Annotated in this window: 21 protein-coding genes; 11 read left to right on the top strand and 10 right to left on the bottom strand. The window is 67.1% G+C overall.

The window, feature by feature from the left end:
* Positions 1-85 precede the first annotated feature (85 nt).
* The 3 genes from L880_RS0130020 (at position 86) to L880_RS33980 (ending at position 2119) form a co-directional block, all read left to right on the top strand.
* Complete coding sequence (locus tag L880_RS0130020) at positions 86-913, top strand: HDOD domain-containing protein (RefSeq protein ID WP_043331030.1); 828 nt, start codon at positions 86-88, stop codon at positions 911-913.
* Between the two features lie 101 nt (positions 914-1014).
* Positions 1015-1653 (top strand): endonuclease III, encoded by a 639-nt coding sequence (gene nth, locus L880_RS0130025; RefSeq protein ID WP_027478744.1) that lies wholly within the window; start codon positions 1015-1017, stop codon positions 1651-1653.
* Position 1654: 1 nt separating this feature from the next.
* Positions 1655-2119, top strand: a complete 465-nt coding sequence (locus L880_RS33980) for a DUF1294 domain-containing protein (protein WP_245615435.1) — start codon at positions 1655-1657, stop codon at positions 2117-2119.
* On the opposite strand, the gene L880_RS0130035 is transcribed toward L880_RS33980, so the two are convergent.
* The 9 genes from L880_RS0130035 to L880_RS0130075 form a co-directional block, all read right to left on the bottom strand.
* A complete protein-coding gene (locus tag L880_RS0130035; RefSeq protein WP_019573178.1) occupies positions 2101-2991 on the bottom strand; it encodes a transglutaminase-like domain-containing protein in 891 nt (296 codons plus the stop codon). The two genes, L880_RS33980 and L880_RS0130035, sit on opposite strands and share 19 nt — an antisense overlap.
* 279 nt (positions 2992-3270) lie before the next feature.
* The gene (locus tag L880_RS0130040; RefSeq protein ID WP_027478745.1) at positions 3271-4233 is read right to left on the bottom strand and encodes a cation diffusion facilitator family transporter; all 963 of its coding nucleotides are present in this window, start codon (positions 4231-4233) and stop codon (positions 3271-3273) included.
* A gap of 38 nt (positions 4234-4271) precedes the next feature.
* Positions 4272-4958 carry a class I SAM-dependent methyltransferase gene (locus tag L880_RS0130045; RefSeq protein ID WP_027478746.1) on the bottom strand — a complete coding sequence of 229 codons (687 nt, stop codon included), beginning with the start codon at positions 4956-4958 and terminating at the stop codon, positions 4272-4274.
* 92 nt (positions 4959-5050) lie between these two features.
* Positions 5051-6055 carry a tripartite tricarboxylate transporter substrate binding protein BugD gene (locus tag L880_RS0130050; RefSeq protein ID WP_051443685.1) on the bottom strand — a complete coding sequence of 335 codons (1005 nt, stop codon included), beginning with the start codon at positions 6053-6055 and terminating at the stop codon, positions 5051-5053.
* 183 nt (positions 6056-6238) lie between these two features.
* A complete protein-coding gene (locus L880_RS0130055; protein ID WP_027478748.1) occupies positions 6239-7114 on the bottom strand; it encodes an HpcH/HpaI aldolase/citrate lyase family protein in 876 nt (291 codons plus the stop codon).
* Positions 7111-8505: an MmgE/PrpD family protein gene (locus L880_RS0130060; RefSeq protein WP_027478749.1), complete on the bottom strand. Its 1395-nt coding sequence runs from the start codon at positions 8503-8505 to the stop codon at positions 7111-7113. Before L880_RS0130060 ends, L880_RS0130055 begins: the two co-directional genes overlap by 4 nt.
* Before the next feature lie 58 nt (positions 8506-8563).
* Complete coding sequence (locus tag L880_RS0130065; RefSeq protein WP_027478750.1) at positions 8564-9748, bottom strand: CaiB/BaiF CoA transferase family protein; 1185 nt, start codon at positions 9746-9748, stop codon at positions 8564-8566.
* A gap of 1034 nt (positions 9749-10782) precedes the next feature.
* The gene (locus L880_RS0130070) at positions 10783-11946 is read right to left on the bottom strand and encodes an acyl-CoA dehydrogenase family protein (protein ID WP_027478751.1); all 1164 of its coding nucleotides are present in this window, start codon (positions 11944-11946) and stop codon (positions 10783-10785) included.
* A gap of 44 nt (positions 11947-11990) precedes the next feature.
* A complete protein-coding gene (locus tag L880_RS0130075) occupies positions 11991-12878 on the bottom strand; it encodes an HTD2 family dehydratase (RefSeq protein WP_027478752.1) in 888 nt (295 codons plus the stop codon).
* A gap of 173 nt (positions 12879-13051) precedes the next feature.
* On the opposite strand from L880_RS0130075, the gene L880_RS0130080 reads away from it, so the two are divergent.
* From L880_RS0130080 to L880_RS0130105, 6 genes are all read left to right on the top strand, one after another.
* Positions 13052-13945, top strand: coding sequence for a LysR family transcriptional regulator (locus L880_RS0130080; protein ID WP_027478753.1), 894 nt, complete (start codon positions 13052-13054; stop codon positions 13943-13945).
* A gap of 139 nt (positions 13946-14084) precedes the next feature.
* Positions 14085-15287 (top strand): multidrug effflux MFS transporter, encoded by a 1203-nt coding sequence (locus L880_RS0130085; protein ID WP_027478754.1) that lies wholly within the window; start codon positions 14085-14087, stop codon positions 15285-15287.
* A gap of 111 nt (positions 15288-15398) precedes the next feature.
* Positions 15399-15893: a Spy/CpxP family protein refolding chaperone gene (locus tag L880_RS0130090; protein WP_027478755.1), complete on the top strand. Its 495-nt coding sequence runs from the start codon at positions 15399-15401 to the stop codon at positions 15891-15893.
* A 39-nt stretch (positions 15894-15932) separates the two neighbouring features.
* A complete protein-coding gene (locus L880_RS0130095) occupies positions 15933-16658 on the top strand; it encodes a response regulator transcription factor (protein ID WP_027478756.1) in 726 nt (241 codons plus the stop codon).
* Positions 16651-18018 carry a HAMP domain-containing sensor histidine kinase gene (locus L880_RS0130100; protein WP_084461756.1) on the top strand — a complete coding sequence of 456 codons (1368 nt, stop codon included), beginning with the start codon at positions 16651-16653 and terminating at the stop codon, positions 18016-18018. Before L880_RS0130095 ends, L880_RS0130100 begins: the two co-directional genes overlap by 8 nt.
* Positions 18019-18027: 9 nt before the next feature.
* A complete protein-coding gene (locus L880_RS0130105) occupies positions 18028-18741 on the top strand; it encodes an SOS response-associated peptidase (protein ID WP_027478758.1) in 714 nt (237 codons plus the stop codon).
* Positions 18742-18747: 6 nt separating this feature from the next.
* Here L880_RS0130105 and L880_RS0130110 read toward each other — a convergent pair whose 3' ends face one another.
* Positions 18748-19770, bottom strand: coding sequence for a tRNA dihydrouridine synthase (locus L880_RS0130110; protein ID WP_084461757.1), 1023 nt, complete (start codon positions 19768-19770; stop codon positions 18748-18750).
* Positions 19771-20361: 591 nt separating this feature from the next.
* Between L880_RS0130110 and L880_RS0130115 the strand changes: the two genes are divergently transcribed.
* Positions 20362-21309 (top strand): helix-turn-helix transcriptional regulator, encoded by a 948-nt coding sequence (locus L880_RS0130115; RefSeq protein WP_245615438.1) that lies wholly within the window; start codon positions 20362-20364, stop codon positions 21307-21309.
* A 299-nt stretch (positions 21310-21608) separates the two neighbouring features.
* Positions 21609-23321, top strand: a complete 1713-nt coding sequence (locus L880_RS0130120; RefSeq protein ID WP_027478761.1) for a dynamin family protein — start codon at positions 21609-21611, stop codon at positions 23319-23321.

The raw sequence follows: 23321 nt of genomic DNA on the forward strand, positions 1-23321 counted from the left end.
CTCAGGCCCGTGAAACATCCATATACAAATCGCCCAAGGCAGGGCATAAATGAGGAACCTGCACAACTCTGATGAGGATCTGCCCATGCCCCAGCTCGAGACATTTTTCCAGAACGTCCAGTTGCCCACCATGCCCGAGGTGGCGCACACGCTGATCCGCACCCTGCACGATGACGACAGCTCGCCCCGCTCGGTGCGCGACATCCTGGCACGCGACCCGGCCCTCACGGTGAAGCTGATCCGCCTGGCCAACTGCGCCCGCTTCGGCCTGCCGCGCACGGTGGCCAGCCTGGACGATGCCATCCTCATGACCGGCATGGGCCAGGTGCGTACCCTGGCCCTGTCGGCTTGTCTGAATGGCGCCTTCCCGATGATCACGGGCCTGAACCGCCAGGAGTTCTGGGAGCAGAGCATGGCCTGTGCCGGCTACGCCAGCTGGCTGGCCCAGCGCCTTGAAGTCGATCCCCAGGCCGCCTGGCTGGCGGGCATGATGCTGCGCCTGGGCGAACTGGTGATCGGCCAACGCCTGCCCCAGGCCCTGTCCGAGATCGAACGCCAGCCGCACCTGCCTGGCGGACGCTGGCAGCGCGAAACCCAGTTGCTGGGCTTCACCGAAAGCCAGGTCAGTGCCGAGATGGCACGGCGCTGGAACTTCCCCGAGCTGATCGTGCGCGGGCTGGAACATGCCTCAGAGCCCATGGCCACGCGCCCCTTCTGCCGCATGGCCGGCCTGCTGCACCTGGCCGAACTGCTGGCCGAGACCGCGCCCCATGCTGCGGATCCGGCCGAAATCAAGCAAGCGGTGGCCAGCCTGCCGCAGGACGTGATGCAGGCCCTGCAGCTCGATGCCGACTGGATGGCCACCCACCTGCCCTCGGTGGACGGTTTCATCGACATGAGCTTGCTGCACTGAGAAGGCGTTGATGTTCTGAGCACCGATCCCGGGCCAGCAGGGCTTTGCAGCAAGCCCGCCCAGGACGCGACACAATGCGGTTCAGCCTACGTTGAACCCGCATGAAGAAATCCGACATCGAACCCTTTTTTGCCACCCTCAAGGCGGCCAACCCCCAGCCCAACACCGAGCTCGAATACACCACCGTGTTCGAGTTGCTGGCCGCCGTGCTGCTGTCAGCCCAGGCCACCGATGTGGGCGTGAACAAGGCCACGCGGCGGCTGTTCCCGGTGGCGGGAACGCCCGAGAAGATCCTGGCCCTGGGCCTGGAGGGGCTGGAGGACTACATCAAGACCATCGGCCTGTACCACAGCAAGGCCCGCCACCTGCTGGAGACCTGTCGCATGCTGGTCGAGCAGCATGGCGGCCAGGTGCCCCGCACCCGCGAAGCACTGGAAGCCCTGCCCGGCGTGGGCCGCAAGACCGCCAACGTGGTGCTGAACGTGGCCTTTGGCGAGCCCACCATGGCGGTGGACACCCACATCTTCCGGGTCAGCAACCGCACCGGACTGGCCCCGGGCAAGAACCCGCTCGAAGTGGAAAAGCAGTTGCTCAAACGGGTGCCCCCCGCCTACGCGGTGGACTCGCACCACTGGCTGATCCTGCATGGGCGCTATGTGTGCCAGGCGCGCAAGCCCCAGTGCTGGCACTGCAGCGTGGCCGCCTGGTGCGATTTCAAGCCTAAGAACGCCAAGCCCTGACGTGCCAGCGCCAAGACCCACCCGACGCCCGGCCGCCCGCCCTGCCCCACGCCAGCGCACCCCGGTGCGCTGGCGCAGCAGCAGCGTGCTGGCGCTGTCGGCCGGCATCACCCTGTATGTGGCCGCCAGCCTGCGCTGGGAGGTGCCCTGGGCGGCGGGGCTGGTCTATGCCGTGATGAGCCTGGTCTGCTACCTGAGCTATGCCGCCGACAAATCGGCGGCCCGCAGCGGCCAGTGGCGCACCAGCGAACGCACGCTGCTGTACCTGGGCCTGGCCTGCGGCTGGCCCGGCGCCATCCTGGCGCAGGAGCGCCTGCGCCACAAATCGGCCAAGCTGCGCTTTCGCGGCTGGTTCTGGCTGACGGTGGTGCTGAACCTGCTCGGCTTCGCCCTGCTGTTCACCCCGCTGCTGCCCGACTGGACACCGATCTACCCAGCCGCCCTGACTCAACGCACCCAGTACTGAGGCAGGGTCTGCCCGTCGGTGGACACCCCTTCGGCACGCCGATACGGCAGCATCGAGCCGGGCTGGGTGGTCAGTTGGGCCGCGATCTCGATGTGGGGTGCTTCCGAGCTGACCGCCCCGAAGATGGTCGCAAACGAGGCATCGGCCGCGTCATGCCCGGTGCCGATGCGCACAAAGCCCATCGGGATCGCCGTGCCGGAGGGGTCGAACAGGTACCAGTTGTGGCCCAGGTAGGCCTCGACATAGGCATGGAAGTCGGTCGGCCCCAAGGTCGGGTCGGCCCCGAAGTCGATGCCGGTGGTGAAGCGCGCCGGGATGTTGACGGCACGGCACAGCGCGATCATCAGGTGGGCAAAGTCGCGGCACACACCCACGCCGTCGCGCAGGGTGTCGATGGCCGAGGTCATCGAGTTGCTGCTGCTCGACTTGAACAGCACCCGCTGCTGCACCCATTGCTGGATCGCCTGCACCCGGGCATAGCCATGGGGCAAGGTGCCGAACTCGGTCATGGCCAGGGCATTGAGCAGGTCCGACTGGCAGTAGCGGCTGGGGTACAGGTAGGTCAGCACATCGGGCGGCAACTGGGCCACCGGCACCTCGGGGATGGCCGCCGCCGGCAGCACCAGGTGGTCCAGGTCCACCGTGGCGCGGTAGCTCACCTCCAGCGGGCCGGGGGCAGCGCTCAGGCGCAGGCTGCGCGCCTGGGTGGCCGGGTCGGTGTGCATCAACAGCGGCACCGGCTGGCTCACGTTCAATTGCTCGTGCAGCACCCATTGGCGCCGGGTGTGGGCCAATTGGATGTTGAAGATGAAGTCGGCCCCGGGCGCGGCCACCACGTAACGCAGGGCAATCAGAAGTTCAAGGCGGACCATGGCTCAACCCGCCCCATGAAGAAGGCCGAGGCGGCCAGGGCGTAGAAACGTAGAGGGCATGGAGATCCAGACAATAAAAAGAAGAACGCACCGGGGACGGTGGGCGTCACCCGGGCTGGCCTGAAGATGCAGGCAAGAAGCAGGCCCGGTCACGGCGGCCGGGCGCTTGGGTCAGGGGGTTGGGCGGGTTTTGTGAGGGCCAAGGCGCAAGCAACCCACCCCATGGTACGCCCTGGCGGCCCCAGCCCAAGGTGCATGCCCATCCGCACAGGACGGAGATCAGCTGACAGACCCCGCCTGCGCCGGCAACTGGTGGTCCAGATCGGGGCGCTTCCAGGGGTCGACGTGGGTCATCAGGTTGAGCACGCGGTGGCGCGCCATGACGCGGTGCTGGGCTGCCACGGCGATGTCGTGCCCGGCCTCGACGGTCAGCCGGGCATCGACCTCGATGTGGGCATCGACCACGATCATGTCGCCCATGCGCCGGGTGCGCACGTCGTGCACACCGATGACGCCCGGGGTCTCGACCAGGGTCTGGCGGATGGCGGCGACCTCTTCCTCATCCACCGCGCGGTCCATCAGATCGTGCAGCGCATCCCAAGCGAACTGCCAGCCCATGCGGCCCACCATCAGGCCCACGATCAGGGCGGCAATCGGGTCGAGCAACGGAAAGCCGGCCAGATTGCCCGCAATGCCCGCCCCCACCACCAGGGACGAAGCCGCATCCGAGCGCGCATGCCAGGCATTGGCCACCAACAGGCTCGACTTGACGCGCTTGGCGATCATCAGCATGTAGCGGAACAGCAGTTCCTTGGACACCAGGGCGGCCCCGGCCACCCACAGGGCCACGCCGTGCACCTGGGGCACCGAGTCGGGGCTTTGCAGCTTGAGCACCGCCGCCCACAGCATGCCGGCGCCCACGGCCAGCAGAATCAGGCCCAGCACCAGCGAAGCGGCGGTCTCGAAGCGCTGGTGGCCGTAGGGGTGGTCTTCGTCGGCTTCCTTCTGGCTGTGGTGGTTGGCAAACAGCACCACGGCGTCCGACACCAGGTCCGACAGCGAGTGGATGCCGTCTGCCACCAGGCCCTGGGAATGGGTCAAGGCCCCCACCACGATCTGGGTGGCACTGAGCGCCGTGTTCACCACCACACTGACCCAGGTGCTGCGCGACGCTGCCGCCGAGCGCTCGGCGCTGCTGTACTGGGTGTCTTCGTGGTCAGGTGGGGCGTCTTTGAATTGCATGCGGAAAAGGCGTCGGGCAGGAGCGCCGGAAAGCTCGGTCAGCCCCGATTGTGCCTGCCCGGCCGCCCGCCCGCTGAAGCGGGCAGGCATCCACCGGCCACATACACGGTGTTACCGAGATGCGTCTGCAGCGACAACTCGATGCCGTGGTCGGCCAGCGCCCGCCAGGGTTGCCCCAGGCCCTGCAGCGTGGTCACCGAATGCATCGCGGCCAGCCACACCAGGCCATTGAAGACGCCCCAGCCCGCCGGCGCCCACTGCAGGCCACTGGCCGCCACCCGGGCCCCGGGGCGCAGGTGGGCCAGCACATGATCGACCGCGGCGGGCGTCTGCAGGATGTCGTGGGTGAAATGGAACAGGGCGGCATCGGCCCCTTCGGGCAGAACAGCCTGATCGATGGGGGCACAGGCCAGGCTGATGTTGCGCCAGCCGTGGCGCTGCACCCGGCGGCGCGCCTCGTCCACCATCTCGGGGCACTGGTCCACCGCCACCACCCGGCCTTGCGGGCCCACGGCGGCCTGCAGCAGGTCCAGGCTCATGCCGGTGCCGCAACCCAGGTCCAGCACGGTCTGGCCGGGCTGCAGCTGCAGCGTGGCAATGGCCTCGGCGCGGATCGCGTCGTACGGGGCCAGTTGCAGGTCATAGATACCCGCGCGCCAGCGGTACAGGCCCTGCGAGGCCGCGGTGTCAGGGGCTGCGGGGTGGCGTTCGGTTGCGCGTGACATGGCGGGCCTCCGTCAAGTGGACGGCCCACTCTAACCCGGCACCGCGTCTGAGTCCATGCGCTGGCGCAAAACGGGGCCCCTCGCCCGCCAGCTCAATCCGCGTAGATGCCGGCCTTGCGGATCACCGGGCCCCAGCGGTTGATCTCGGCCTCAAGGTGGGTTTTGAGCCCATTGGGGGTGATCTTGTCCAGCGGCGGCACATCCGAGCTCAGATCGGCCAGGCGCTTGGTGACCACCGGGTCTTGCAAGGCGGTGCGCAGGGCGGCGTTGAGCTTGTTGATGACCTCGGGCGGCGTGCCCTTGGGGGCGTACATGCCGTGCCAGACCTTGACGTCAAAGCCCTTCAGGCCCTGTTCGTCGAGCGTGGGCACATTGGGCAGGGCCGAGAGACGGTTCAGCGTGGTCACGCCGAACACCTTGATGCGCCCCTCCTTGATCATGGGCACGGTCTGGGTGGTCTGGTCGCACAGCAGATCGACCTGCCCGCCCAGCAGGTCGTTCATGGCCGGCCCGGTGCCCTTGTAGGGGATGGTGTTCAGGTCGACACCGATGGTGCTCATGAAGATCAGACCGCACAGGTGGGACACCGCGCCCAGGCCGGCATTGGCCAGCGTCACCTTCTCCTTGTTGGCCTTGATGTAGGCCAGGGCCTCCTGCAGGTTGTTGGCCGGAAAGTCCTTGCGGGCCAGCAGGGTCATGGGCACATCGACCACCTGGCCGATGTAGTCGAAATCCTTGAGCGGGTCGAAGCTGAGCTTCTTGTACAGCGCCGGTGCCGTCGACATGCCCATGTGGTGCAGGAAGATGGTGTAGCCGTTGGGAGCGGCGCGCGCCGTCTTGGTGGCGGCGATGGTGCCGCCCGCGCCCACGGCGTTTTCGATCAGCACGGTCTGCCCCAGGGCCTTGCCCATGGGGATGGCGATCAGGCGTGCCACCACGTCGGTGGGGCCACCGGCTGCAAACGGCACCAGCATGGTGATGGGCCGGTCGGGGAACACCTCGGCACGGGCCGGGCCTGCGGCCAGCAGGGTGGCGGCGGCCAGCGCCGCCAGGCCGGTGCGCCACAGGGATTGGAAGGGGCTGAAGCGATTTGTCATGGGTCTTGTCTCTCTGTTTCTAAGGGGTTCTCTGGGGTGGGTACGGTGCACCCGACCCAGGCTTCACTGCTCTCACGCCGCAGTGCCAGGCGCACTCCCTGCTGTGTCGTTCTTGTTCTGCAGCCATGTTGCGCCGCCTTGGGGCCCGCCGGCACTAGGCCTAACCCCGGGGCGGCCCATCCATCAGGGGATCACAGGTCGGTGCTCCAGGGCCAGCCAGCGCCTTGCCAGCGCCAGCACCGGGGCATCGACCATGCGGCCATCCACCCGCAGGGCACCGGCCCCGAGGGCATCGCCCGCGGCCTCGGCAGCCGCCAACACGCGGCGCGCCCAGTCGCACTCGGCCGCGCTGGGCGCCAGGCCCTGGTGCACGGCCTCGATCTGGCTGGGGTGGATGCACAGCTTGGCGCCAAAGCCCAGGCGGCGGGCGCGCCGGGCGTCGCTCAAGGCCTGCTCGGGCTCGTCCAGCGCCACGGTCACGCCATCGACCGGCGGCGCCAGGCCGGCGCCACGCGAGGCCAGCACCAGCTGCCAGCGGGCAGGCAGCAGCTCGGCCTCGTCCGGCCCGCAGGCCATGCCCAGGTCCGCCTGCAGGTCGATGTGGCCCAGCACCAGGCGCAGCACCTGGGGCGCACCCGCGATGGCCTGCAAGTGCAGCAGGCCCTGGGCACTCTCGATCAGGGGCAGCAGCGGCAGGCCCGGCAGGCGCTGGGCCAAGGGCTGCAGCTGCGCCGCACTCTCGGCCTTGGCCAGCATCACGCCGGCCAGGCCGGGCAGGGCTTCGAGCAGGGCCAGGTCGTCGCCATGCCCGGGCGCGGGCACCGCGTTCACCCGCACCAACAGGCGCTGGCGCTCGGCCGCGCTCAGACTCGGCCAGCCCTGGGCCAGGGCGGCGCGGGCGGCGGGCTTGACAGCAGGGGCCACGGCGTCTTCCAGGTCCAGGATCACCGCGTCGGCGGCACTGGCCAGGGCCTTGGGCAGGCGCTCGGGGCGGTCACCGGGCACAAACAGCAGGCTGCGCGCCTCGCCCAGCGGGCGCGGCAAGGGGGCCGTGTTCATGCGGCCCCCGGCAACAGGCGCCCCACCACCGGCCACTGGCTCACCTGCCACAGGTGCTCCACCGCCTGGGCCATCTCACCGGCCTGGGCGCCGCCACTGAAGGCCGCCAGGCGCAAGGCCTTGGCGGTGATCTCGTCGCGGCTCAGGGTGTTGCCGGGGTCGCCCTTGGGCTCGTCCACCCGGCCCTGGAACACGCGCCCGTCGGTGGTGTGCACCGTCACCTTGCCGATCCAGCGGCGCGGGTAGGCGCCGTCGACCTCGGCGTCCAGGCTCATGGTCACGCGGTCGCGAAGCTGGCGCGTGGTCTCGCTGAGAAAGTGCTGATCAAACTCGGCCAGGCCCGCGTGCCCGAACTGCGCCACCAGGGCCAGCACCGTGCCCATCGAGAACTTGCTCTGGTGCACCGTGCTGGGCGACACCACCGGGCCCAGCACGTCGATCGCGCCCTGGTGCACATGGGTCTGCACGGCCGCCAGGTCTTCGGGCTTGAGGCCATGCTCGCGCATCACCAGCAGCAGCGCGTCAGCGGCCGGGTGGGTGTGGCGGCAGCTGGCGTGGTACTTGAACGAGGTCTCGGCCGTGACCCAGCGCGCGCCCAGACCGTCGACCAGGCGGGCCGGGTCCGCGTCGCTGGACATGCCGGCGGCCATGCCCTGGGGGCCGTCCAAGATGTCGGCGGCGCCGGTGAAGCCATCCTTGGCCAGGTAGGCCGACATCAGGCCGGCGGCGGCCGCGTGCGCGGTGTGCAGCTGCTTGGAATCGGCCGCGGTGCGCAAGAACTCCCACAGCCCGGCCGACTGGGTGCCCGCCGAGCCGAAGGCGTGCTGCATCTGGCGCGCGTCCAGCGCCAGCAGGTGGCCCACGGCGGCAGCCGCAGCCAGGGTGCCGGCCGTGCCGGTGGTGTGGAACACCCGGTAATGCGAGCGCCCCAAGAATTCGCCCACACGGATGCCCACCTCGTAGCCCACCACCGAGGCGGCCAGCAGGTCGCGCCCGCTGCGCCCCAGCGCCTGCGCCACCGCCACCGCGGGCGGGAACACCACCGTGGCCGGGTGGAACACCGAGCCGTTGTGCACATCGTCCTGCTCGGCCACATGCGAGGCCGCGGCATTGGCCATCGCCGCCAGGTAGGGGCTGTTGAGCTGGCGCTTGATCAGCACCTCGGCCCCGCCCTGCCCCAGCTTGGGGGCGCCTGCGCCGCCCGCACATCCCATGTGCTCGGCAAAGCGGGTGATGCTCTCCACCGGGCGCGAGCCATGGCCGGCCACGGCCGAGCCGAACCAGTCGACCAGCAGGTCTTCGGTCTTGCGCACCACGGTGTCGGGGATGTCGTCATAGCGCAGGCCAGCCGCGAATTGGGCCAGGGCGGCGGTGGGGGTGAGGGATGTCATGGCTTGTCGTCTCCGGAATGTTCTGTTTTCGTCTGGTTTCGTTGGGTGGCAGTTCAGATCAGATCGCGCCGCGCTCACGCAGGGCCGCGATGTCGGCCTCGCTGCGGCCCAGGCGGTGCAGGATGGCCTCGGTGTGCTGGCCCACGGCGGGCACGGCCTCCATGCGGTAGTCAAAGCTGCTGTGGCGCCCCGGCGGCAGCAGGGCCGGGATGCTGCCTGCGGGCGATCCCACCTCGCGCCAGCGCTCACGCGCCTGCAACTGCGGGTGGGCCCACAGGCCGGCCATGTCGTTCATGCGGGCGTTGGCGATCTGGGCCTCGTCGAGCCGGGCCAGCACCTCGGCGCTGCTGAGGGCCCCGAAGGCCGTCAGGATGAGGGCCTTCAGCGCTTCACGGTGTTCGTTGCGGCGCGCGTTGCTGTCAAAGCGCGGGTCGGTGGCCAGCTCGGCATCGCGCAGCACCACGGCGCAGAACACCTTCCACTCGCGTTCGTTCTGCAGGCCCAGCATCACGGTGCCCCCGTCGCCAGCCTTGAAAGGCCCATAAGGGTAGATGGTGGCGTGGGCGGCCGCGCTGCGCGGCGGCGGGGTGGCGCCCTGGTAGGCGTAGTACATGGGGTAGCCCATCCACTCGCCCAGGGCTTCGAGCATGGACACGTCGATGTGCCCACCCTGCCCCGTGCGCCCCCGCTGCAGCAGGGCCGCCAGCACGCTGCTGTAGGCATACATGCCGGCCGCGATGTCGGCCACCGAGTTGCCGGCCTTGCAGGGCTCATCGGGCGTGCCGGTGACCGACAGAAAGCCGGCCTCGCTCTGGATCAGCAGGTCGTAGGCCTTCTTGTCGCGGTAAGGGCCGTCTTCGCCGTAGCCCGAGATGTCGCACACGATCAGGCGCGGGTGGCTGTCTTTCAGGCTGTCGTAGCCCAGCCCCATGCGGGCAGCGGCCCCTGGGGCCAGGTTCTGCACCAGCACGTCGGCGTCTTTCAGCAGCTCTTGCAGCACCTGCAGGGCCTCGGGCTGCTTGAGGTCGAGGGTGAGACTTTCCTTGGAGCGGTTGACCCACACGAAGTGCGAGGCCTCGCCGTTGACCCGCTGGTCATAGGCCCGGGCAAAGTCGCCCGCACCGGGGCGCTCGATCTTGATGACGCGGGCGCCCAGGTCGGCGAGTTGGCGGGTGCAGAAGGGGGCTGCGATGGCGTGTTCGAGGGAGATGACGGTGATACCGTCTAGGGGGCGTTGGGTCATGATGGTGACTCACTGTCTGTGGGATGGGGCCAGGGGGATGGCTGCTTGTTGGGGGCACGGGTGGGGGGTGTGCCTTGTCCACTTGCTTGTGGCTTTGTTGTGCCGCTGCGCTCTGGTGGTTCTGCTCTTTGGTTGAGGGCGGAGGCCGGGGTTGCACTTCGGCTGGTGCTCAAAATGGCAACCTTGACTTGCCCACTCGGCGTAGGTTCGTTGTTGCCGCTGCGCTCTGTGGTTTCTGCTTTTTGTTTCAGGGCAGAGGCCGGGGTTGCGGCCCGGCGGCCGCCTCACTTTCTTTGCTTCGCCAAAGAAAGTAAGCAAAGAAAGGCGACCCGAAGTCAGGGCCACTTCGTGGTTCCCTGCGCTGCTCGCGCCAGGGGGGTCCCCGCTAAACTCGCTGCGCTCAAACAGACGCGGGGCCTGATCCCCCTGGCGCTGCGCTGCTCGGCCCTGCCCCACGGGGCAAGCGGGATCGGGAGCGGGCGAGCTTGCGAACGCACTGACGAAATCACTTGTGTGGGTGCATCCAGAAGCTCTGGTGAATTGCTGTTTGATGTGCTGGGCAGAGCGCCCATGCGCCCCCGCGCTGCGAAGCAGCCGCGCCCTCCGATTGAAACAACACGGCGCCGCTGCGCAGCAGCAGCCGTCGGCTCCCGCTCCCCACCTCCCGTCGGGCACGGCGAGCAGCGCAGACTTGGGCGGATAAGGGCTCGCGTCTGTTTGAGCGTCAGCGAGTTTAGCGAGACCCCGCCCAAGTTGAGCAGCGCAGCGGACCCTGCGCAGCAGGGCGTGCACGTCGGGTCGCCTTTCTTTGGGGTACTTTTCTTTGGCGAGACAAAGAAAAGTGCCTCGGCCGCCGGGACGAACCCCCGGCCTCCGCCCTTCAAAGAAGAACAGAAGGAACAGAGCGCAGCGACGAAACAAAGCCTTGATCGAATGGACAAAGCAGACCGCCAACGCCCGGCACCCACCGGACCGCAATCCCGGCCTCCGACCTGAAACCAAGAGCAGAAGCATGAGCACCACGCACAAACGAATCAAAACGACCGGGGCAAACCCAGCAAATGCTCCGCCACATACGAATAAATCAAATTCGTCGAGATAGGCGCCACCTGATACAGCCGCGTCTCCCGGAACTTGCGCTCCACGTCGTACTCGTGGGCAAAGCCAAACCCACCATGGAACTGGATGCAGGCATTGGCCGCCTCCCAACTGGCCTTGGCCGCCAGGTACTTGGCCATGTTGGCCTGGGCGCCACAGGGCTGGTTGGCGTCGAACAGTTCGCAGGCCTTGTAGCGCATCAGGTTGGCCGCTTCCACCTCGATGTAGGCATCGGCAATCGGAAACTGCACCCCCTGGTTCTGGCCGATCGGGCGGCCGAACACCACGCGCTCGCTGACGTACTTCGTCACCCGGTCCAGGAACCAGTAACCATCGCCGATGCACTCGGCCGCAATCAAGGTGCGCTCGGCGTTCAGGCCGTCGAGGATGTACTTGAAACCCTTGCCCTCTTCGCCGATCAGGTTCTCGGCCGGGATCTCCAGGTTGTCGAAGTACAGCTCATTGGTCTCGTGGTTGACCATGTTCTGGATCGGGCGCACCGTCATGCCCTTCTTCTCGGCCTCGCGCAGGTCGACCATGAAGATCGACATGCCCTCGCTCTTCTTGCTGACCTCGGCCAGCGGCGTGGTGCGCGCCAGCAGAATCATCCACTCGCTGTGCTGCACCCGGCTGATCCAGACCTTCTGGCCATTGACCACATAGCGGTCGCCCTTCCTGACGGCCGAGGTCTTGATCTTGGTGGTGTCGGTGCCGGTGGTGGGCTCGGTCACCCCCATGGACTGCAGGCGCCACTCGCCGCTGGCGATCTTGGGCAGGTACAGCTCTTTCTGCGCCTTCGAGCCGTGGCGCAGCAAGGTGCCCATGTTGTACATCTGACCATGGCAGGCCCCCGAGTTGCCGCCGCTGCGGTTGATCTCTTCCATGATCACCGAGGCCTCAGCCAGGCCCAGGCCCGAGCCGCCGTACTCTGCCGGGATCAACGCGGCCAGCCAGCCGGCCGTGGTCAGGGCATCCACAAAGGCTTCGGGGTAGGCGCGCTCGTGGTCGATCTGGCGGTGGTATTCGTCTGGGAACTCGGCGCACAGGGCGCGCACCGCATCGCGGATCTCCTGGTACTGGTCGGGGGCTTGCTTGATCATGGTGTCTCTTTTGTTGGATTGGATGGGATGGAGGTTGGGACAGCTCAGAACAGCTCGGCCGTGGCCTGCATGGTCAGCCAGCCCTCGTGATCGTTGGCCCACAGGCGCACGGTCTTGCCATCGGCCTCGGGGCGGCCGTTGACGGCAAAGGGGTGCAGGTCGAAGGTGGGGCGCACGGCCTTGAAGTCGAAGCGCTTGAAGCGGGCCCCGGGCTGCTGGCGCCGCACCAGGTCCACCAGCAAGGTGGCGATCAGGGGGCCGTGCACGATCAGGCCAGGGTAGCCTTCCACCCCGGTCACATAGCGGCGGTCGTAGTGGATGCGGTGGCCATTGAAGGTGAGCGCCGAGTAACGGAACAGCAGCACATCGTCGGGCACGATCTCGCGCTGCCAGGGGGCCCCGGTGTCGGCCGCCACGGGGGGCGGCACGGGGTCGCCGGGCTGGGCCGCGGCGCGGTAGACGATGTCGTGCTCTTCGGTCAGGGCCAGGCCGGCCTCGTTGTGCACCTCGTGCTTGACCAGCACGAACACCAGGTCGCCGGTGCGGCCCGCCTTGTGCGTGACCGACTCGATGCGCGACACGCGCTGCACCGCCTGGCCCACCTGCAGGGGGTTGGACTCTTCCCAGCGCAGGCGCCCGCCCGCCCACATGCGGCGCGGCAGCGGCACCGGGGGCAGAAAACCGCCACGCTGGGGGTGGCCATCCGGCCCCAGGCCGCTTTGCCGCACCTGGGGCAGAAAGTACAGCCAGTGCCACAGCGGCGGCAGGGCCGTGCCGGGCTGCGGGGCCGGGTCGTCGCGGTCCAGCGTGGCCGACAGGCCGCTGACCGGGGCGGAGGTCAGGGTGTCGTGCAGGGTTTCGCTGCGGCCCTGCCAGGTCTGCAGGTGGGCCAGCAGGCTGGCATCGACGTTGCGGGGAGAGGTGTCGCTCATGAGAATCAGAGGCCTGTAAAAAAGTCGAAACGATCTGGGTCGGAACGATCTGAAAAGACAGCCCGCATCGTCGGCCCCCTGGCGCGTGGGCGCAATCATTGATTTCAAGACCAAGCCTTCTGTTTTTCAAGAGGCTGGGGGCCGGCAGCGCGGCTTTGGGCTAGCATGGCACCATGCAGTTCGATCTGACCGACCTGCGCCTGTACGTGCAGACGGCCGAGGCGCTCAACCTGACCCGCGCCGCCGCCGCGCAACACCTGTCGCTGGCAGCGGCCAGCGCGCGCATCAAGGCCTTGGAGGCGCATGCCGGCCTGCCCCTGTTCTACCGCGAGGCCCGCGGCGTGCGTCTGACGCCGGCCGGCGAGGCCTTTTTGCACCATGCCCGCGGCGTGCTGCGCCAGACCGAGCAGCTGCGCCTGGACCTGCAGGAGTACACGGGTGGCCTGCGCGGCCACCTGCGGGTGTTTGCCAACACCACGGCGGTGACCGACTTCATGCCCGAGATCCTGCCGCCGTTTCTGGCCGCCAACCCGCGCATCAATGTCGACCTTCAGGAAAAACCGAATGCTGAGATCGCCCGCGGCGTGCTGGACGGGCGGGCCGATCTGGGCATCGTGGCCGGCCAGATCGACACCCTGGGCCTGCAGGCCATCCACTTCAGCACCGACCGGCTGGTGCTGGTGACGGCGCGCGGCCACCGCTTTGCGCGGCGCAAGAGCATCGCCTTTGCCGAGACCCTGGACGAAGACGCCGTGGGCATGCAGCACGGCAGCACCATCCAGGCCTTTCTGGCCCAGGTGACCGAGCGCCTGGGCAAACCGCTGCGCCTGCGCATCCAGCTGGCCAGCTTTGATGCCATGTGCCGCATGATCGGCGCGGGCGTGGGCATCGGCGTGGTGCCGGTCAGCGCGGCACGCCGCAACCAGCAGGCCATGAAACTGGCCCTGATCGAGCTGACCGATGCCTGGGCCGTGCGCGAGCGCTACGTGCTGGTGCGCGACCAGGCCGCCCTGCCCCCCTACGCCCAGGCCCTGGTGGACACACTGGTGGCGCATTACAAGGGATAAGCGGTCGATTTCCGGCCGCACCAAGGGTTAACCCGCCATATTTCGGCGACCAGCGGCCGCATTGGCTATGCTGTCGCTCCTTTCCCCCCGCACAAGCAGACAGGGCGTCGACACGCTGCCCTGGGCTGCAGGCTTCTCCATGACATCCAACTTCTTCAAGACCGCGCTGGTGCTCGGTCTGCTCTCGGCCATCGGGCCTTTCGCCATCGACATGTACCTGCCGGCCCTGCCCTCGATCGGCCAGAGCCTGGGCGCCTCGATGGGCGCGGTGCAGGCCAGCCTGATGGCGTTTTTCATCTCACTGGGCATCGGCCAGATCATCTATGGCCCGGTGTCCGACATGGTGGGGCGCAAGCCACCGCTGTACTTCGGCCTGGCCCTGTTTGCCCTGGGCAGCGTGGGCTGCGCGCTGGCCCCCGACATCCACAGCCTGATCGCGCTGCGCTTTGTGCAGGGCCTGGGTGCCTGCGCCGGCATGGTGGTGCCGCGCGCCGTGGTGCGCGACCTGCACACCGGCCACGATGCGGCCCGGCTGATGTCGCTGCTGATGCTGGTGTTCAGCGTGTCGCCCATCCTGGCGCCCTTGAGCGGCAGCCTGATCATCGAATGGGCCGGCTGGCGCGGCGTGTTCTGGGCCGTGACGGTGGCCGCCCTGGCCGGCCTGGCCCTGCTGGCCAGCAGCCTGCCCGAAACCCGCCTGCCCGAGCAGCGCGCCGACAGCAGTGTGGGCGGCGCCCTGCGGGCCTACGGCCTGCTGTTGCGCGACCGGCATTTCATGGGCCTGGTGATGATCGGGGCCTTTGGCATCTCGAGCTTTTTTGCCTACCTGGCCAACTCGTCGTTCGTGCTGATCGACCACTACGGCCTGAGCCCGCGCCAGTACAGCATCGCCTTTGCGGTGAACGCGGCCTCGTTCATCGGCATCTCGCAATTCACCGGCCAGCTCACGCGCCGCTTCGGGCTGGTGCCGCTGGTGCGCGTGGCCGTGCTGGGCTATGCCCTGACCATGGCCGCCCTGCTGGGCCTGAACCTGCTGGGCTTTGACAGCCTGGCCCTGATGATTGCCATGCTGCTGCTGGGCTACGGCTTTCTGGGCCTGGTGGTGCCCACCACCGCCGTGCTGGCCCTGGAGGAGCACGGCGCCCTGGCCGGTACCGCCTCGGCCCTGATGGGCACCCTGCAGTTCGTGGTGGGGGCCACCGTGATGGCCGTGGTGGGCCTGTTTGTCGACGGCACGGCCCGCCCCATGGTGGCCGGCATCGCGGGTTCGGCCCTGATGGCCCTGGCGTTTTCGCTGGTCACGCTGCGTGGGCAAAAAGACAGGACGACGGCTCAGAGCTGAGCCGTCGACATAAAACGAAACAAACCGAAACCGCAGCGACAGGACGCGGCCGGCCCCCGGCGGCACCATGCAGGACATGTTCTTCAACCTCTGTCCTTGAAAGTGCCTGCCATGCGATTCATCCGCCTCCGCTTCCTCAACAAACGTGTTCTGTTCGGCGCCCTGGGCGCCACGCTGCTGGCCGGCAGCCTGAGTGCCTGCGGCCACATGGGCGACGGCCCCCGCTGGGGCTCTGGGCCCATGAGCGAGACCGACGCCGCCCAGTTCCGCGGCAGAATAGTCGAGCGCATCGCCAGCAAGCTCGATCTGGATGCCCCCCAGAAACAGCTGCTGAGCGCCCTGGGCGACAAGCTGCATGCCCAGCGCAAGGCCCTGATGGGCAACAGCACCGACCCGCGTGCCGACCTGCAGGCCCTGGTGGCCGGCAACAAGTTCGACCGCAGCCGCGCCCAGGCCCTGGTCAACGACAAGACCGACATCGTGCGCAACCAGAGCCCCGAGGTGATTGCCGCCTTCGGCGACTTCTACGACAGCCTGCGCCCCGAGCAGCAGCAGAAGGTGCGCGACTTCATGCAAAAGCGCCACGGCCACCGCTGGGGCGGCTAAGAGCCTGTTCACGATCTCGCATCGGCCACAATCCGCACCATGCCACGCATCCTGCTGATCGACGACGACACCGACCTGGGCCCGCCGCTGGCGGCGTATTTCGCCCGCTTCGAGTTGCAACTGGAGCAGGCCCTGCGCCCCAGCGAGGGCCTGGCCCGGCTGGCCCGCGGAGGCTTTGACGTCGCCATCCTGGACGTGATGCTGCCCGAGATGGACGGCTTTGCCCTGTGCCGTGAGATCCGCAAGACCAGCGACCTGCCCATCCTCATGCTGACCGCCCGCGGCGATGTGATGGACCGCGTGGTGGGGCTGGAGCTGGGCGCCGACGACTACCTGCCCAAACCCTTCGAGCCGCGCGAGCTGGTGGCCCGGGTTCAGACCGTGCTGCGCCGGCGCCAGCCGGCCCGCCCACCCCAGGGCAGCCCCCTGCACTTTGACGGCCTGCAGATCGACCCCGTCACCCGCCAGGTGCAGCGCGCCGGGCAGGCCCTGGAGTTGACCAGCACCGAGTTCGACCTGCTGCACCTGCTGGCGCGCGAGCCCGGCAAGGTGTTCAGCCGCGACGACATCCTGAACCAGCTGCGCGGCCACGAGGCCGAGCTGTACACCCGCGCGGTCGACATCGTGGTGAGCCGGCTGCGCAAGAAGCTGGAGCCGCTGGACTGCATCAAGACCCTGCGCAACGCCGGCTACTCGCTGGGGCTGGCCCCACTGGCCACGCTGCCGCCGGGCGACACCCGAGGCCAGGCGGCGCCCCATGGCTGAACCCAGCCCTCGCAAGCTGCGCAGGCTGCATCGCCTGCACCACGCCCACCATGCGCTGCGCCATTCGTGGCGGCACTCGCTGCGCCTGCGCCTGATCGTGCTGTTCCTGGTGCTGGCGGTGGCCCTGACGCTGACCTTCATCGGCGGCATGCAGCGCGCCATGAGCCTGGGCTGGCGCGACGCGGCCCGCCCCCTGGTGGTCGACTACGTCGACCACCTGGTGGCCGACCTGGGCAGCCCGCCCCAGGTGGACAAGGCCCAGGCCCTGGTGCAGCGCCTGCCCATCACGCTGCGCATCAGCGGGCCCCAGGTGAACTGGGTGTCCAACCCCGCGCCCCACGCCGAGCGAGGCTGGCGCCGCCATGCCAGCGAGGGCGAAGGCGACTCGCCCCTGCTGCAGCGCGACACCGCCGACGGCCACCACATCGAGCTGGGCCTGAACCTGGGCCGCGGCCAGTACCAGCCCCGGCGCATCGGCTGGTTCACCCTGGGGGCATTGCTGCTGCTGACGGCCGGCACCTACCTGGTCCTGCGCCGCCTGCTGCGCCCGCTGGACGACATCCGCGCCGGGGCCCGGCGCTTTGGCCAGGGCAACTTTGACCAGCCCATCCCGCTGCGCGGCCACAACGAGCTGGCCGCCCTGGCCGCCGACGTGAACACCATGGCCCAGGGCCTGCACGGCATGCTGGACGCCAAGCGCGCCTTGCTGCTGGCCATCAGCCACGAACTGCGCAGCCCCCTGACCCGGGCCCGCCTGAACACCGAGTTGCTGCCCGACAGCGGCGAGGCCCAGCCCCTGCGCGAAGCCCTGACCCGCGACCTGGCCCTGATGCGCGACCTGATCAGCGACCTGCTGGAAAGCGAGCGCCTGGGCCAAGGCCATTCGGCCCTGCACCTGGAGCCCACCGCCCTGCCCGCCCTGGTGGACGAGGTGCTGGCCCAGCTCGACGGCGCCAGCACCATCGAACGGCAATTGCCCGCCAGCATGCCCTTGCTGAGGCTGGACCCCAGCCGCCTGCGCCTGCTGGTGCGCAACCTGCTGGACAACGCCCTGCGCCACAGCGCCCAGGCCGCGCGGCCCCCGGTGATCAGCCTGCAGGCCGCGGGCCTGCAATGGGTGCTGAGCGTGCGCGACTTTGGCCCCGGCGTACCCGACGAGGTGTTGCCGCACCTGGCCGAGCCCTTTTACCGCCCCGACGCCGCCCGCGAACGCAGCAGCGGCGGCGTGGGCCTGGGCCTGTACCTGTGCCGCCTGGTGGCCCAGGCGCATGGCGGCCAATGGCAGGTGCGCAACGCCCAGCCGGGGCTGGAGGTGCGGATCACGCTGCCGCCGGGCTTGGAGGTGGGGCGGGCCGGTTAGCATCCCCCCATGCCCAGCCATTACCAGAGCCTGACCCAGGACACCCTGTTCAGCGACGCCTTCCGCGTGAGCCCCCCCCAACCCCTGCCCGGCCGCGACATCGTGCCGCGCCGCCCGGCGGCCTTCATCCGCAAGGCCTCCAGCAGCGCCAATCCAGCCCCCGAGGCGCCCCAGCCAGACGCCGACGCCACCGCCCCGGCGCCCGAGTTGCCCGGGCGAGAACTCGCCATTGGCCAGTTCGGCCTGGTGCCGGCCTGGGTCAAATCGGCCTCGGACGCCAAGCTGCGCTCGGTCAAGCTCGTCAATGCGCGCTCGGAGACCCTCACCACCTCGACCCCGTTTCGCGATGCCTGGCTGGCCTCGCAACGCTGCATCGTGCCGATGATGGCCTTCTTTGAAGACGATCTGCGCACCGGCAAGGCCGTGCCCACCCGCATCGCCCGGGTCGATGGCAAACCCCTGGGCGTGGCCGGCCTGTGGGAGCGGTGGACGGGCGCCGAGGGCGAAGAGATCATCAGCTTCACCCTGCTCACCGTGAACGCCAACAGCCACGCGCTGATGCGCCGCTACCAGCACGACGGCAACGAAAAGCGCATGCCCGTCATCCTCAACGAAGGCTCTTACGACGCCTGGCTCAACACCACGCCCGAAAAGGCGCGCGACTTCATGCGCGCCTACCCGGCGCAATCGCTGCTGGCCAACCCGGTAGAAGGCAAAAAATAAGGCGGATCAGCCCGCGCAGGCCTCGGCCAGCACTTCGGGCTCGGCCGTCGCTTCGGCCGCAGCCAGCTCAGGCGGCGCGGCCAGGTGCTCGGCCATCCAGGCCTCCACCAGGCGCGAATCGTTGATCAGCCGCAGCCCCTGGTAGGCCTGCTCGGCCTCGGGGTAGCGACGGCGCAGGTAGTTGAGCCACTGCTTGAGGCGCCCGGCCCGGTTGCGCGGCTCCACCCGCAGCTTGACCCGGGCCCAGAACAGGTGGAACAGGGGCTGCAGATCGGCCCACTGCGGGGCCTGGCCAGGTTCAGCCGCCCCATCGGCGGCCAGGATGTCCCAGGCCAGCCCGGGGTCGGACACCATGCCGCGGCCCAGCATCAGATCCTGGCAGCCCGATTCGGCGCGGCAGCGCTGCGCGTCGGCCACCGTCCAGATCTCGCCATTGGCCACCACCGGGATGTTGACCACGCTGCGCACATCCGCAATGCGCGCCCAGTAAGCCGGCGGTTTGTACCCCTGGGCCCGGGTGCGGCCATGCACCACCAGCTGGTTGGCGCCCCCGGCCGCAATCGCCCGGGCGCAGTCCTCTGCGCTCTGGTCGTCGTCAAAGCCCAGGCGCATCTTGGCCGACACCGGCACCTGGGCCGGCACCGCCCGCCGCACCGCCGAGACGATGCGGTGCAGCAGCTCCGGGTCTTGCAGCAAGGCGGCCCCGCCGCCATGCCGGTTCACCACCTTGGCCGGGCAGCCAAAATTCAGGTCGATCCCCGCCGGCCCCAGGCCCGCCAGCCGCGCAGCGTTCTCGGCCAGGCACTGCGGGTCAGAGCCCATCAGCTGCGCCCGCACCGCCACCCCCGCCGCCGTGCGCCCGCCGTTGTCCAGCTCAGGCACGATGCGCCTGAAAGCCCGCTCGGGCAGCAGCGTGCCCGTCACCCGGATGAACTCCGACACACACAAGTCCACCCCACCCACACGGGTCAACACATCGCGCAACACGCAATCGAGCAGGCCCTCCATGGGCGCCAAAAGAATAGCCATGGCAAAAACGAGAAGAGAGAAAGGTCAAAGAGACAAAAGGGAAGGTGCCGCTGGGGGAGCGGCGCTTCGGCGGGCTGGCCGGCAAGGGACCGGGGCTGGCAGGTGGGGGATTTTCGCCGACTTGGGAGTGAAGACACTTGGGCCGGGCCAAGACCCCGGAGGGCGATGCTCATCAGCGCCCTGCGGTGCAGCCCTGGCTTGGCCGCTTAATCTCGCCCACCAGGACGTGGTTCCAGGAATCGCGCCAATGGCCCGGAGGCGTCCGACGCAAAGCACGCAAGTGAACGGCCACCTGCCCAAGCCCCCGCAGCAGGCAAATAACTTGATTCAAACCAGCAACAAATCACGCAAAGACGCAGTACCACGTTCGGTAACGCACAAACCCGACCGCTAGAATGTTACAAAAAAACACCAGCGATCAGGGATGCTCAAATCCAGTTCTCCACACTCTACGGCCTCTGTTGAAGCAGGCTCTAATTTCCAATATTTTTGGTCCTTAAAACGGCAATTTGAACCCCTGGTTCTGATTGACGCATATCAAGCCTTGGGGGCCGCATGAGGGAAAGGGTCGAAAACCTCGAAACCCTGCGCATGGCCCTTGAAATCATGCGCGAGCTCTCGCCCGTGAAGGCCATCGACAGTGCCACCCTGATGCAACGCCTGGAGGCTAAAGGCATCAAGCGCAGTCAGCGCAGTGTGCAACGCACCTTGGGCATGCTGGTGGAGCACTTTGACATCGAGTGCGACACCCGCAGCAAGCCCTATGGCTACCGGTGGCGCACCCAGTCCAAAGAATTTTCAGTGCGCAGCCTCAGCGAGTCCGACTCGTTGATGCTGCTGCTGGCCGAGCAGCACCTGAAAAACCTGATGCCCACCCAAATGCTCAAGGCCATGGAAGGCTTTTTTGAGCAGGCCCACCGCAAGGTGGCCCCAGCCATCGCCAGTCTCAGTGAAGACGAGGCCACCCGCCTCAGCGCCCAGTGGCTGGACAAAGTGCGCATCGTATCGGCCACCCAGCCCCTGCTGCCGCCCCGGATCGACGAGGCCGTGCTGGAGGCCGTGAGCAGCGCCCTGTACGCCAACAAGTGGCTCAACATCGACTACCGCAACCAGACCCAACAGGCCAAATCGGCCTATGTGATGCCCCTGGGCATTGCCCAACAAGGCGTGCGCTTGTACCTGGTGTGCCGCTTCGAGGGCTACGACAACGAACGCACCCTGGCCATCAACCGGATCACCGCCGCCACCGTCTCCACCAAAGCTTTTGAGCGCCCCGCCGACTTCGACCTCGACAAATACGACGAAGACGGCCGCTTTGCCTCCAGCGAAGGCCCTCGTGTGCAACTGAGCTTCAAGATCAGAAAAAAGGCTGGCCTGCACCTGACTGAATCACCGCTGTCCAAAGACCAGACGATTGAGGACTGTGGGGATCACTACGCGGTGAGCGCGCCGTTGCAGGACACGCTGCGGCTGCGGCAGTGGTTGCAGGGGTTTGGGGGGGATGTTTGGGATACAGCAATGCAACCCGTTCATGAATGAGCTGACCTGCGAAGCCCTTGCGTCACGACTTGTCGTCAAGCCACTGAAAAATGAATGCCCATGCGGAATCAAGCAACACAACCTGCCTCCATTTTCAGCCCCGGCCCAACATGATTTATCGACCACCCTGCCACCAAGAAGACATTTTGAAGTTGACGATCGCCATCGCCCTCGGCACATGGCTTGCCTTGTCTCTCCACGAAAAACTATCTTTCAAGCGGAAAGTCGGCTGAAGCTGATCCCTTTCTCAATCAAGCCTCTCCTTTAACCAGCCTCCGGCATGGAGGATGAGACACGACATGACAAAAGCGCAAAAGAACTTGATCGGCTTTCTACACGCCATCGAGCATGAGTTGAAGCAAGCTGGCAGCGATTTGCCACTCCTGCGTGCCGAATTCAGCCGTTTGCAACCTGAAATTTCAGGTTTACAAACTGCCATTCAGCAGTGCGAATTGTTGATTCCAGTTGTGGGAGCATTCAGCGCAGGTAAATCCTCGCTGCTCAATGCCTTGGTGGGCACGGACTTGCTGCCCGTCGCCATCACCCCCGAAACAGCCATGCCGACCGAGCTTCGATATGACCAACGGGAGCGCCTGGAAGTGGTGTTTCTGGATGGGAAGACCCAGGAATTCCCTCTCGCTGCCTTACCCACTCTACAGTCACGAGCGCACGAGATCGAACTGGTGAAGTTGTACGCGGAACGCTCAGCACTCAAGGCCCTGCAACCTTTGGTGTTGGTCGATATGCCGGGCTTCAACTCCCCCCTGGACGCCCACAACAGGGCGATTGCTCACTACATCGGCCAGGGTGCCCACTACCTGTTCGTGGTGAGCGTTGAAGAAGGGGCATTGCACACCCAGACACTGCGTCGCATTGAAGAGGTTGTGACGATTGGCCGCACGTTTTCTGTGTGCGTCAACAAGGCCGACCTGCGGCCCCAACAAGAAGTTGAAGCGGTTCAGGCCTACATCGGCGATCAACTGGCTGAGGTGGGCCTAGAGGCTGCGACCTGTCGAGTCAGTCAACTGGACGGAGGGGCGATTCAGGCGATGCTGCAAAGCATCGATCCAGAGGCATTGGTGAACAACCTATTCCAAGCGCGACTGCAGCAGTTGTCCCAGACGCTTGAGAACATACTGCAGACAGCCTCCGAGGCCATTCAACATGACGAAGCCGAAAACAAAAAGCGGGTGTCGGAGTTGGAGGTGGCCATCCATGAACTGGAAACACAGCGTGATGCCAAATTGACGGCGACGCGATCGGCTGATCTGGCGACCTCTGTGAACAATGTTCTGACGGGTGTGACCAACGCTCTGAACTTGGCCGTTGATGACATGGCTCGTGCAGCCCTGCGCAGCAATGACGAACTGGCACGCGTGGTCTCCGACGAGGTTCGGGCCAGCCTATTGGCAGGACTCAAGGTCGCCACAGATCACCTGTCCGAAGAAGTGGTCAGCCAATTTACGCGGGCTACAGCCAACGGTGTAAGCGGCCATTTTCAGATTCCTGAAGATTGGACCAGAACCTTGTTGAACGACTTGCAGACAAATCTACTTCCGGTGCTGTTGTCTGCCCTGACCCCCAACAAGATAGAACCCGTGATGCGCTGGGCGGCCGGCTTCATCGGCAGCACGGCCGTGATCGGAAAGCTGCTGCCTCACCCCATCTTGAAAGCGGCAACGCTGATCCTCCCCCCACTTTTGGGGTACGTGCTGGGTCAGGTCGGCGAAGGGCAACAGTTGGAACAGGCCAAAAAGGCCATCCGCGAAAATTTGATCCCTGATCTCATCCGGAGTCTGCGCCCAGAAGTGGCGGCTGTCCTGACCCAGGCCAACGAACAAGCCATGGCAGTGGTGACCAATGCCTTCGAGCAACAACTGCAAGCCAAACGAAATGTTTTGAAGGACGCCGAAGCGCACATGCAAGCCGCAAACAGAGCGGCCTTGGGTGCCGCTGTGCTGGCAGTTCGCACCAACGCCCAAGCACTGGCCCGTGCGCACAAGGTGCTCTAA

It is taken from the genome of Curvibacter gracilis ATCC BAA-807, assembly GCF_000518645.1.
Lineage (GTDB): Bacteria > Pseudomonadota > Gammaproteobacteria > Burkholderiales > Burkholderiaceae_C > Curvibacter > Curvibacter gracilis.